The 12,339-nt window shown below is 56.7% G+C and carries 8 protein-coding genes, 5 pseudogenes and 1 other annotated feature; of the genes and pseudogenes, 5 read left to right on the forward strand and 8 right to left on the reverse strand.

The features are described 5' to 3' along the window. The first annotated feature begins 42 nt into the window (after positions 1–42). The 3 genes from V7676_RS11710 (at position 43) to V7676_RS11720 (ending at position 3,212) form a co-directional block, all read left to right on the forward strand. Complete coding sequence (locus tag V7676_RS11710) at positions 43–963, forward strand: DMT family transporter (RefSeq protein ID WP_100093420.1); 921 nt, start codon at positions 43–45, stop codon at positions 961–963. Between the two features lie 42 nt (positions 964–1,005). Then, on the forward strand, positions 1,006–2,895 hold the full coding sequence (locus V7676_RS11715) for an AMP-binding protein (protein WP_100093419.1): 1,890 nt from the start codon (positions 1,006–1,008) through the stop codon (positions 2,893–2,895). A 125-nt stretch (positions 2,896–3,020) separates the two neighbouring features. Further along, complete coding sequence (locus tag V7676_RS11720; protein WP_100093418.1) at positions 3,021–3,212, forward strand: hypothetical protein; 192 nt, start codon at positions 3,021–3,023, stop codon at positions 3,210–3,212. Positions 3,213–3,481: 269 nt separating this feature from the next. On the opposite strand, the gene V7676_RS11725 is transcribed toward V7676_RS11720, so the two are convergent. The 6 genes and pseudogenes from V7676_RS11725 to V7676_RS11745 all read right to left on the reverse strand — a co-directional run. Continuing rightward, positions 3,482–5,695, reverse strand: coding sequence for a TonB-dependent receptor (locus tag V7676_RS11725; RefSeq protein WP_240616904.1), 2,214 nt, complete (start codon positions 5,693–5,695; stop codon positions 3,482–3,484). A gap of 249 nt (positions 5,696–5,944) precedes the next feature. Then, positions 5,945–6,154 carry a hypothetical protein gene (locus tag V7676_RS11730; protein ID WP_123906269.1) on the reverse strand — a complete coding sequence of 70 codons (210 nt, stop codon included), beginning with the start codon at positions 6,152–6,154 and terminating at the stop codon, positions 5,945–5,947. Between the two features lie 156 nt (positions 6,155–6,310). Further along, positions 6,311–6,759, reverse strand: a pseudogene (locus tag V7676_RS18850) (transposase). After that, positions 6,642–7,388, reverse strand: a complete 747-nt coding sequence (locus tag V7676_RS11735; protein WP_240616903.1) for a transposase — start codon at positions 7,386–7,388, stop codon at positions 6,642–6,644. Before V7676_RS11735 ends, V7676_RS18850 begins: the two are co-directional and overlap by 118 nt. Before the next feature lie 175 nt (positions 7,389–7,563). After that, positions 7,564–7,965: an LLM class flavin-dependent oxidoreductase gene (locus V7676_RS11740; protein ID WP_240616902.1), complete on the reverse strand. Its 402-nt coding sequence runs from the start codon at positions 7,963–7,965 to the stop codon at positions 7,564–7,566. Between the two features lie 214 nt (positions 7,966–8,179). Beyond that, positions 8,180–8,398: pseudogene (locus tag V7676_RS11745) on the reverse strand (IS481 family transposase); the annotation flags it as partial. A gap of 53 nt (positions 8,399–8,451) precedes the next feature. Here V7676_RS11745 and V7676_RS11750 point away from each other — a divergent pair. Continuing rightward, positions 8,452–9,716 (forward strand): annotated as a pseudogene (locus tag V7676_RS11750) (IS3 family transposase). Beyond that, positions 8,733–8,885, forward strand: a sequence feature (AL1L pseudoknot). Its footprint overlaps the pseudogene before it by 153 nt. Before the next feature lie 334 nt (positions 9,717–10,050). Here the strand turns inward: V7676_RS11750 and tnpA are convergent. After that, positions 10,051–10,263 (reverse strand): annotated as a pseudogene (gene tnpA / locus V7676_RS11755) (IS200/IS605 family transposase); the annotation flags it as partial. Between the two features lie 146 nt (positions 10,264–10,409). Then, a pseudogene (locus tag V7676_RS11760) lies at positions 10,410–11,420 on the reverse strand (IS3 family transposase); the annotation flags it as partial. Positions 11,421–11,484: 64 nt separating this feature from the next. On the opposite strand from V7676_RS11760, the gene V7676_RS11765 reads away from it, so the two are divergent. After that, positions 11,485–12,339 (forward strand): IS110 family transposase (locus V7676_RS11765; RefSeq protein ID WP_335659872.1); only part of this gene is annotated, 855 nt, incomplete at its 3' end.

Below are 12,339 nucleotides of genomic sequence, written 5' to 3' on the forward strand. Positions count from 1 at the left end.
AACTGTTCTGCAAGCAGCTTTTGTCCAACAAGGCGCAGGATTTTGAACGCGTTTGTTAGGCATCTCGCCGGCTGGCGCGGTGCGGGGCCAGCGATCTGGAACTCGCCCACCTTGCTGCTCTGCCTGGCGTCCTTCTTCTGGGCGTTGAACCCGATTGTCGGCCGGGCAGCGCGCGACCTGATCTCTCCCCTGTCGCTTGCATTCTGGAGATGGGTGGTTGCTTTCCTGTTCTTGCTGCCTTTCGCCTGGCGATATATCAAGGCCGACAGCCAGGCCCTGCGCGAGTCCTGGCCGGGGCTCGTGCTGCTCGGTCTTTTTGGTGTGGGGCTGTTCAGCTATCTCGTCTATTCGGCGCTTCAGTACACTACTGCAACCAACAGTCTGATGCTGCAAGCCATCATGCCGATAATGACGATGGTGATACCAGCGGTTGTGTTTGGGGAGCGGTTGCGGCCACTTCTTGCGCTCAGCGCTGGATTGTCATTTGTAGGGGTCATATGGATCGTGACTAAAGGGCATCCGTTCGCCCTGCAATGGAGCGCACTCAACCGCGGGGATTTGCTCGCCGTGACAGCTGTATTCCTTTATTCGGCCTACGCCACCTTCCTGCGCAAGGCGCCGACCGTACATCACCTTACCTTGCTCGCCGTCCTTTTCGCGATCGGCGCAGCATCGCTGGCAATACCCTACTTCACCATGCTGGCCAGCAAGGGCCTGTCGTTGCCGCCGGCCGAAGTGGTGGCTGCCGTTCTGTATGTCGGGATATTTCCCTCGCTTGCCGCCTATGGCCTGTTCAACCGTTCGGTAGTGCTGATCGGATCGGTTCGCGCAGGGGTCTATATGAACTTGCCGACGGTGTTCGGGGTCGGACTCGCCATACCGCTCCTTGGTGAATATCTATCTTCATATCATTTTGTGGGCGCGATCATGATCATCGCCGCGATCGCCATTTCACGTCGATAGCCCCGCGACCCTCCGAATCCGCAACCCAGGACGCTTAAAGCCATGACCAAAAAACAACACAATCAGTCCTATGCCGATGCGTTTCGTCACGCTGCCGAAGACCCTGAAGGCTTCTGGGCGAACGCCGCGCAGGCGATCGACTGGTTTTCCGAGCCCCGGCTGGCCTATGACGAAGACAAGGGCTGGTTTTCTGACGGGATTCTCAACACCTGCCACAACTGCGTGGACAGGCATGTCCTGGCCGGCCGCGGCGACGCAGTTGCACTGAACTACGACAGCCCCGCGACAGGCTCTTATCGCAGCTTCACCTATTCACAGCTGCTGGAGGAAACGGGACGGGTGGCGGCGATGCTTGCCAGCCTGGGCGTGTCGAAGGGCGACCGGGTCGTCATCTTCATGCCGATGGTGCCCGAGACGGCCTTCGCCATGCTGGCTTGCGCGCGTCTGGGTGCGATCCATTCGGTGGTTTTCGGCGGATTCGCCGCACCGGAGCTAGCCAAGCGGATTGATGATGCGAAACCCAAAGTTATCCTTACCGCTTCGTGCGGGATCGAGGGGGCGAGGGTCATTGCCTACAAACCATTGGTCGATGAGGCGGTCGAACTTTCGTTGCACGGCGTTGAACATGTCGTCCTTCTGCAGCGCGAGCGCCTGGCGGCGGACCTTGGTCATGAGCGGGATAGTGACTGGCAGGAACTGCGCGACCGCACCACAAGCGACGCAATGCCAGCCTGTGTGCCGCTCGCTTCGTGGGAACCGCTCTATATCCTCTACACCTCGGGAACTACCGGAATTCCCAAGGGCGTCGTGCGCGACAATGGGGGTCATGCTGTCGCGCTTTCGTGGTCCCTGACGAATATCTATGGCATAAGCTCGGGCGACGCCTTCTGGGCTGCATCGGACGTTGGCTGGGTCGTGGGCCACAGTTATATCGTCTATGGGCCCTTGCTGGTCGGCGGAACCTCCGTTCTATTCGAGGGAAAACCGGTTGGCACGCCCGATGCGGGCACCTTCTGGCGGACGATTACACGCAACAAGGTCAAGACCTTTTTCACCGCACCCACTGCGATCCGGGCAATCCGCAAGGAAGATCCCGAAGCAAAGTTCCTGAAGGAGATCGGCACGGGCGATTGCCGCGCTATCTTCCTTGCCGGTGAACGCGCCGATCCTGCAACCATTGACTGGCTTGAACGGGAAAGCGGGCTGCCGGTGATCGATCACTGGTGGCAGACCGAACTGGGCTGGCCTGCCATCGCCTCATGTTTCGCGATGGGCGATTTGCGGCGCAAGCCGGGCAGCGCGGGGCTAGCGGTGCCAGGCTACGAATTTGCTATCCTCGACGACGATGGGCGCGCGGTAGACGAAGGCGAAAGCGGCAACGTCGTTATTCGGACGCCCCTGCCGCCTGGTGCCTTCCGGACGCTGTGGAACAACGAGGCTGCCTATCGGAAAAACTTCGCCAGTTTCCCGGGCTATTACGAAACGGGCGATTCCGGCTATCGCGACAGCGCCGGTTTTCTTCATATCATGGGCCGGACCGATGACATCATCAATGTCGCAGGTCACCGCCTTTCAACCGGACAGATGGAAGAGATTGTGGCACGCCTTGCCGATGTTTCCGAATGCGCGTTGGTCGGTGCGAAGGATTTGGTCAAGGGCATGGTTCCTGTTGCATTCGTAACGGCGCGAGCAGGCACAGCGGATGAACTCGCGATTGCCGAACTTGTCATCAAGGCCGTGCGCGCCGAACTGGGCGCAGTCGCGACATTGAAGACCGTGTATGTGGTCGAGCAGTTACCGAAGACCCGATCTGGAAAGATTCTCCGCAACCTTCTGCGCAAGATCGTCGATCACGAACCTTTTAGTCTGCCGCCAACGATCGATGACGCCACCATCCCCCATGCTATCGCCTTGCGAGTAAACGGCACCTGATCATTGGCGCGGCCGGTCTCGAGCAGTCTCCATCAAACCGGAATCACTGAAGATCGTAGCGCGGCAAGCCGGGTGCGCGCCGTCAGCGCCTATGGCACAGATTTGAGGTTGTGATTCAAGGAGGATTGACGCGGCTTCAGACACTTTCCGTCGGCCTTGCTGCGCTTGGCGTGGTGGCGCTCGCCTTTGGGAAAGGCGGCAGCAGCTTGTGGATCGGGATGGTTCTGGCAGTATCGTTCAGCACCGCCGACCTGATCCGCAAGAATGCTCCTTTGGACCCGCTCTGCGGCCTTCTTCACTTGTTTGCGTTCGGGTGAATCTGGGTCGGATTGGCCTATTTCACCGTGGCCGCCTTGCGCAAAAAGCGCGTGCCCAGAACCTAAGAAATTGACAGGCCATTAGTTTTCAACTGCGCGTACGACCACGCGCTGGCTGTACCAATGCACCAAAGTCGAAGAGTGGATCGGTTCGGCCCCGCTCACTCTCCCCTCCGATTCCGCCCAGTGTCCAACTTTATCGAGACCTTACCACGATCGAAGTCGCTCAATCGCGTCAGCCGGTTAATCTTCCCACTTGGCCGCCAGTGTCAGAACCTAACCTCGAACGAAACGCCGATCTTGCGCGGCTGTTCGTAGAACCCATCTGTACTGAAAGTCCCCGGCCGAATTGTCTGCAGAACCTTTTCGTTGGTCAGATTCGTCACCCATACGCTCGCCTTCCAGGCCCCGCTGTCGGGGGTCCAGAAAATCGAGGCGTTGGTCAGCGTGTAGGAAGGCTGCGAGAAATTATTTAGGAAGTCATAATACACACGCGAACTCCATGAAATATTCGCGCCTGCTCCGAACGTCCCTCCGCCCAACGCAGTCGTATAATCCGCTCCGAGGTTGCCCGACCACTCCGGCGCACGAGTCATCACCTTGTCCGAGGCATCGACCGTGATGACGGTGTTGCCGCCAGTCGGTCGCGGAATGAAGCCTTGCGCCGCTGTGAAATCCTGATACCGGGCATGCATGTAGGCGACGGCAGCACGAAGCTTGAGGCCGTCGAACGGAGAAATGAAGGTTTCCAGCTCTCCGCCGTAAATCTCGGCGTTGGCGGCATTCTGGAGGATATACGCGGGGCTGTTCGCAGCACGAGCTTGGAGTTGCAGGTTTTTATACTCGTAATAGTATCCCGCCAGGTTCATGCGCAGCCATGGCAAGGGATCGGATTTCAAGCCAACTTCATAAGCAGTGATTTCTTCAGGAAGAACCGGAGTACTCAATATCGCAGCCATATTGTATACGCCGCTCTTGAACGCCGTGCTGTGATTGGCATAAACATTTGTACGTGGAGCAACCTCGTAGCGAGCGCCGACTTTGTAGTTGAACTTGTTGAATGTTCTGCTGACGTCGTTTACAACCGTTGTCCCATTCACTACTTGCGTAAAGCTGCGCTTCTCGGTCGTGTAGCGTCCACCGAGCGTTACGAAGAAGCCGCTCGCCAACTCATAAGTTCCCTCGCCGAAACCGGCGAAAGAGCGACCCGCCAGTTCGGGCTGGAGGCGCGGGCCTACCAAGGGACTGGGCGGAGTGGTCGTCGAAAGTGGGCTAAGGTCCGAGTGGCCGCCGAATTGGTAGAAATATCCGCCGAGGAGCCATTGAAACGGACCGGGGTCGGTTGAGCTCAACTTGAGTTCGGAGCTGCCCGATTCAGTGGCGAAGGTTGCCGGGAAATTTCCTATGTCGGTGTTCGAGGCATCGGAGTCGGTCTCCTGGTACCAGCGAAGGTTGAGGAACCCGCTGGTTGACTCAAGATTTACGCTTCCCAGATCGATCGAGACGTGAAGAGCAGCAGTCCATCGACGCAGGTCAAGTACTGGAATGCGGGTTAGCGACGCTTCCCACGCGTCACTGGGCAGAATGACCCCGGGGAATTCTCGTCCAAGTGTATTACCGTCAATCGGCTGGGGGGAATTGGTTGTGCTTTCCTGGTCGAAGAATTCGCCCGTCAGAACGACCTTGATACTGTCTGCCGGGTTCAGCAGGAGTTTGCTGCGGATATCGATCACGCGCTGATCGCCCAAGGCCCCCCCGCGAACGAGGTCCTTGATGTAGCCATCATTCTTGCGGAAGAGACCCGCGATGTCGAAGGCCGCACTTTCGCTGATCGGCCCCGTAACGTAAAAGCGGGCATCATAGTCGCCAGCGTCGTTGCGCATCCGGCCGACACGCAGTGACGCCTTGCCACGAAAATTGAAGCTCGGGTCAGGCGTTATGACGTTGATGAGACCGCCGGTGGCATTGCGTCCGAAGGTGGTGCCCTGCGGGCCACGCAAGACCTCGACCCGCTCGACTTCCACCAAGTCCACCCAATTCGCTGCCGATTCCGGCTGATAGACACCGTCCACATATATCGCAATGTTCGGCTCGTCGCCGATCGAGATGCCAGTCGATCCAACGCCGCGAATGACCGGCTGGAAAACGCCCATGTTGCGGCTACCGACGAAACCGGGAACGACTTGTGTCAGGGTGCGGACGGTCGAAACGTCTGCCGCCGCCAGATTATCACCGGTAATCGCGGTAACTGCGACCGGGACGTCCTGAAGACGCGCCTCGCGTCTGGTGGCGGTAACTACGATTTCCTCGAACGCCGAGCCAGATTTTTGCTGTTGCGTCGAGTTCGGCTGAGGCTCAGTTGCTTGACCTTCCGCCGTATCCTGTGCCGCTTCCTGCGCCAAGGAGACCGAAGGCGAGCAAAGTGCTACCGAGCAAACCCCTGCAAACAATACCAAGCGTATGCGATCAAATCCTATCTTCACGACATTTCTCCCCCCTAATTTGCTGAGCGTTTGTTTCGGGCTTCAGCTTGTTCAAATGATCTCTTCAACAAACAAGCGAGCGCACATGACGTCCCGGACTTGCCACCATAGAGTTCGCACTGCGAATCGCGATGCTTACCTCACCAAGTAAATCTCCTTAGAGAACGCGATGCACTATGTGCAACAGTTTTTTACAATGGACGATCGGATTGGCGAGAGAGCAAGGAAAATTTGGGGCGGTTTCTCGGATCACCGGTCGCGCCGTGTAACCGCTCGATGCTGGGATAGTCCGCCCACGCTGATGTTTGCGGCTTCGTTTTTTGGCGCGCTCAATCCTGTTGTTGCGCATGCGGCGAGGATGAATTCGCCGGTCTCATTGGTTTTTTGGCGCTGGACCATCGCATTCGGTGTCTTGGTGCCTTTTGTAATGAAGTACTTGACGCGTGAGTTCCCGGTCATCCCCGATCCTGGCACAAGCTGGGCACCTCCATCAACCTAATGATTTGACGTTTTGGAGCCATGTTTCACGTCGGCATGATGCCCGGCACGCCTGTCCGGCTAATATTTGATCCATATTCGCCTGTTTTGGCTTCCGATCCTGGATTTTGGACGCACCTATCCTGTGGCCGCCCGTCGCTCGTGGAAGATCAGGCGCTGCATGTTATAGGCGAGATTAACGAGCATGATCTTGGTTTCAGCACGCTTGATTCCGATGGTGCGGATATAAAGCCCCATATGCGTCTTTTGCTGCGCGAAGACATGTTCGACGAATGCCCGGACCTTCGATTTGACACTGTTCGCTTTGCGTGTGCGGTCCGGCATTGCTTTGCCTCTGGGTTTCTTGCGGTGGATGCGGCTCACGCGGCCATGCGCTTCAAGCCAGTCCTCATTTTCTTTGAGCGATAGGCCGTATCCGCCCAGACGTCCGATGCCGTGTTGTTCCTCGTCACCACTTCACGCAACTGCGATCCGGCATGACGCGCACCGTGCGTGACGACCGATTTGCGGATAAAGCCAAAGCGCTGATCAATGGCAATGTGGTTCTTGTAGCCAAAGCTGGGGATCGCAATGTCGATCTGGGGCTTACCGCCTGCAGTGGTACGCGCGCCTTGGCAAACTTCACGGTCCAGCGTGCATCTGTATCTCTTTGTGCTGCCTTGGCGGACTCGTCACGCCAGACCTCGTCGGCTGTTTTTCCCGCCTTGATCGCGTCCTTTTCGGCCCCAGTGTTGCGCTGCTTGGGAGCCGCAACGAGGGCCGCGTCTACAATCTGCCCGCCCATGGCGAGATAGCCATTGCTGCGAAGCCTGTTGTCAAACGCTTCAAACAGCAGTGTAATGGCCTTCGTCTCGGTCAGCCGTTCACGAAAGATCCGGATCGTATTGGCATCAGATGTAGGAGCGCCAAGATCAAAGCCCAGGAAACGCAGCCAACTCAACCGGTCACGGATCAGATATTCCATGCGGGCATCAGCTACATTATTCTGCGCGGCCAGGATCAGTATCTTGAACATCGCCACCGGATCATAGGGCGGACGGCCGCCCTTCGTGTCATCCGAATAGCCAAGCGCATTGTCCAGGATCGGACGAAACGCTTCAAAGTCAACAATCCGACCCAGTTCCTCCAGCGGATCGCCGTTCGCCGACAGCCGCTTCAAATGATCCGATAATCCAAACAAACCTGCATGCTTCATCACCGCCTCCTCATCAAAACAATGAATCAGATCACGCACTAAAATGCGAGAGGTTTTTGGAGGTGCCCAGCTGGCCATCGGGATCAAAACCCGACACGTCGAACCCGAGCATGCCACAGAGCGATTGAATGCCGCTTTGGTAATGGACCAGACCGTCGAGATGGGCGCGCTTGGCCTAGGCCTGTTCGACCGTTTCGCCGACGACGACGAATGCTGCGGGCAGAATTTTCAGATGATCTGGATCTCGCCCGACCTGCGCCATCCGTCCCGTCACATCGGCATAGAAGCGCTTGCCACCAACGAGATGCGATTCTGCTGCAAAGACAACCTCGGCCGTTTCAGCGGCGAGCAGACGCCCCGCTTCCGCGGTCCCGGCCTGGAAAATGACCGGCCATCCCTGGACCGGGCGAGCAATGTTAAGCGAACCGCGAACCGAAAAATGCGGTCCTTTGTGATCGAGCACATGCATCCGGTCAAGGTCGAAATAGATTCCGCTCTCCGCGTCCCAAACGACGGCATCCTCGGCAAAGCTGTCCCACAGTCCGGTCACCACATAGTAGAATTCGCGGGCGCGCAAATAAGGGCCCCATGTTCCGGCTGCACCTCATTACCGAAATTCTTCGCATTGTCGGGGTTAGCTGTGGTCACGACGTTCCAGCCCGCCCACCGCTGAGATGATCGAGCGAAGCAATCCGGCGCGTGACATGTTAGGGTTCTTCAAAATGGTATCGAGCACCGGCTCACCAAACCCTATCACCCCTGGACCAACAGCCACGACCGTCGCTTTGGTAGCGGTCGGTAAATTGCACGCCATTACCGGTGAGGATTGTGTGGATTTTGTAGGGCACTATCTTAACCAGAACCCGCAGAACGGCAGCAGCAGCCAGCTTGGTCGCCTTGCGGTAGATTTGGGCGAACCCCGGCTTTGAGGTGCGATCCACAGCGACGAACAGAAAGCCTTTGCCGCCTTCATGGCGCAGTTCGGAAATATCGATATGGAAGTAGCGGATTGAACCGCCCCGGGATTGCCGGAGGCTCCAACTCTTGAGTAGAAGGAGCTATTATGAGCAAGACCACGAACAAGTTTTCACCGGAGGTTCGCACCCGTGCTACCCGCATGGTGCTGGATCACAGACAGGATTATCCATCGCGCTGGGCAGCGGTAGTGTCCATTTCTCAGAAGATCGGCTGTTCACCACCGACGTTGCATGAATGGGTAAAGCGTGCAGAGGTCGACAGTGGCCATCGCGCCGGTGTTCCAACGGAGATGGCCGACAAGCTGAAAGCTTTGGAACGTGAGAACCGGGAGCTTCGTCAAGCCAACGAGATTTTACGTAAGGCATCGGCATATTTTGCTCAGGGCGAAGGCAGAAGCGGCACCGCTTCAAGCGATGCCTGAGCGCTCGACCGCCCGTTTCGCAAATGGTCGCGTTTATCGATGATAACCGCGAAGACTATGGGGTCGAGCCAATTTGCAAAGTTCTGCCAATTGCCCCGTCGACCTATCACAGTCATCTCGCCAAGCGCCGGGATCCCTCGCGGCTGTCGGATCGCGCTAAGCGTGATATGGTGTTGAAGCCGGAGATCGCGCGCGTATTTGCCGAGAACTTCGGGGTATATGGTATTCGCAAGGTCTGGCGGCAGATGAACCGCGAAGGCTTCGACATTGCCCGCTGCACCATCGAACGGTTGATGCGCAATATGGGCCTTCAAGGGGTGATACGCGGAAAGCCTGTGCGAACGACGGTCAGCGATCATGCAGCGCCGTGTCCGGTCGAGCATGTAAACCGCCAGTTCCATGCCCCTTCGCCCAATATGCTGTGGGTATCGGACTTCACCTACGTCGCGACCTGGAAAGGCTTCGTATATGTCGCATTCGTGATTGACGTTTACGCCCGATATATCGTTGGCTGGCGGGTCAGTAGAACCGCTTACGCCAGCTTTGTTCTGGATGCATTGGAACAGGCTTTACATGATCGGCGGCCCAAGCATCGCGGCGGCCTAATCCATCACAGTGGCCGTGGCAGCCAATTTGTATCGATCAATTATACTGAACGCTTGGCCGAGGCAGGCATCGAACCATCGGTCGGCAGCGTCGGCGACAGCTATGACAATGCTTTGGCCGAGACGATTAATGGTCTTTACAAGGCGGAAGTGATCCACCGGCGCGGACCATGGCGGTCATTCGAAGCTGTCGAATATGCCACACTGGAATGGGTGAACTGGTTCAACAATAAACGGCTGCTGGAACCCATCGGCAATATCCCGCCCGTGGAAGCTGAGAAAAACTACTACGCCATGCTGGACGAAACCGACATGGCCGCTTAACTTAAACCAAATGGCCTCCGGCAATCCCGGGGCGGTTCAGAGAACACTATCGCAATCCGGTTGCGACATGATATAAGCAGCGCTGAGTAGGGCGCGCTAAAGAGGTTGGAAAGGAGAGACAGGAGTTGATGCAAAAAGCCGGTTAAAACCGCCGAAACGGGAAAACTCAGACCGCCCCAGCACTTCGAGTGCGTGCAATTGATCGGGACCCGCTTCGCGCGAATGGCATTAGGGCCAGCGGCAATATGTGCCGCATACACAGGTCGGACACATGGCCGCTCCAACCAGCAATGCAAACGCACCAGTCAAACCCTCACCAACGGAGAGCCGTCCACACATGGGGCGGTATCTCGACGAACATATGGACATGATCGCGCGACAGAGCACCATGGATGATGGTCACGCCCAGCTCGCTGCAAACCTGCCGGATAATCTCGCGCACTCGCAATCGTACCTCACCATGCAGCACCTTGAAGCGATATTTGGGTGCCCAGACAATGCGATAACTATGATGAAAAGCCGTGTGGCTGCCGCGTGAATATGGCAGAAGCACTATCCTCCAGAAAATGACTTCGCCTGCGAGCCAGTCATTTTCTGGAGGATAGTGCTGAGCAAACTGTCCGTCGTCAGATAATTTGAGACATATGGCGGTTTAAAATAGGCGAGTATTTGGTTCCATCTGGTTGGTTGATATTAGGCGGCGATCTTGCGGTATTGCAATCGCCTTTGTTCGATGGTTTTTCGTTTGATCCTTTCTCGTTGTTTGATGATAGATTCTGCCCTGCCGAAGTAGGCATCGGCGGGTGTGACGTTTTTCAGGCTCTCGTGATAACGTTGGTGATTATAGTGCTCGACGAACGCCTCGACCTGCGCTTCGAGATCGCCGGGCAGATAATAATTTTCGAGCAGGATGCGGTTTTTGAGGGTCTGGTGCCAGCGTTCGATCTTGCCCTGGGTTTGCGGATGGAACGGTGCACCGCGAACGTGGCGCATCTTCTTGTCGGCCAGATAATCCGCAAGTTCACCCGCAACGTAGCTTGGCCCGTTGTCCGATAGCAGGCGCGGTTTGTGCAGCACATGCGCCTGCCCGCAGCCTGATGCCTCAAGAGCCAGCTCCAGCGTATCGGTGACATCTTCTGCGCGCATGGTCGTGCACAGCTTCCAGGCAATGATGTAGCGGCTGTAGTCATCGAGGATCGTCGACAGATAATACCAGCCCCAGCCAATGATCTTGAGGTAGGTAAAGTCCGTCTGCCACAGCTGGTTGGGTGCAGTGGTTTTATCCTTGAACTCGCTGGCGGCCTTCATCACGATGAAGTTCGGGCTGGTGATCAGGTCGTGGGCCTTGAGCAGGCGGTAAACGCTGGCCTCCGACACGAAGTAGCGCTGTTCATCGGTAAACGTCACCGCCAGCTCGCGGGGCGATAGCTCGCAGCGTTCCAGCGCCATATCCAGGATCTTGTCCTGCACCTCCTCCGGGATCCGGTTCCATGCCCGGCGCGGACCGGGACGCCGATCTTCTAGCGCCTCTTCGCCGAACCGCTGGTACAGATCATACCAGCGGTAGAAGGTAGGCCGGGCGATGCCCAGCCTGTCGAGCGTCTGCTTGGCAGGCAGATGGCTTTTCTCGACCAGCCTGATGATCTCGAGCTTTTCTGATGCAGGATATCTCATTCTTCGCCTTCCCCATCCCCGATCATGCTTATGGAATGGCCCGCCTCAAACGAAGCTGTCATTATGGGCTGAGGTACAAAATGAGGAGATTGTCATGAACAACACTAACATTGCTGTTTTGGGCGTGGATCTAGGCAAGAACATTTGCAGCCTCGCCGGTTTCGATATCAGCGGACAGTTAATATTCCGCAAGCGCATGCGGCCCGATACGATTCCAAAATTTACAGAGCGACTCTCAACATGCATCGTTGCAATGGAGGCCTGTTGCGGTGCTCATCATCTGGGCCGTTTAATTGCCCGGCAAGGACACGAGATCCGACTGATGTCGCCGGAATACGTGCGGCCATATGTTAAAGCTCAGAAGAACGATGAACGCGATGCCGAAGCTATTGCTGAAGCTGCTTCGCGCCCGACAATGCGCTTTGTTGAACTTAAGAGCGCCGAACAGCTCGACATGCAGACGCTGCACCGTTCGCGTTCACGGCTTGTGGGTACACGCACGATGCTAATAAATCAGATGCGAGCCATTCTGTTAGAGCGGGGGCTCAGATTTCCGCAAGGCAGGCGCAAGCTTGAGCTGGCGATTGATGCGATGCTGGGCGAACCGGCTACCGGCATCAGTCAAAGAATATTCGAACTAATAGCGGATATGCGAGATGAATGGAGAGAACTCGATGGCCGTATTGCCATTCTGGACCGTGAGTTTGCTCAATGTGTCCGGTCAGATCCGGATACTCAGCGCCTGACTTCTGTTCCGGGTATCGGACCGTTGACAGCAACAGCACTGGTTGCAGCGATTGGCAATGCCAGTTCTTTTACGCGTGCCCGTGATCTTAGCGCATGGCTTGGCCTCGTTCCAAAACAACGAACCACCGGCGGCAAGCCTAAGCTTCTGGGCATAAGCAGGCGGGGTAACATCTATTTGCGAACACTGTTTATCCACGGTGCG

Source organism: Parasphingorhabdus sp. (genome assembly GCF_036963805.1).
GTDB lineage: Bacteria > Pseudomonadota > Alphaproteobacteria > Sphingomonadales > Sphingomonadaceae > Parasphingorhabdus.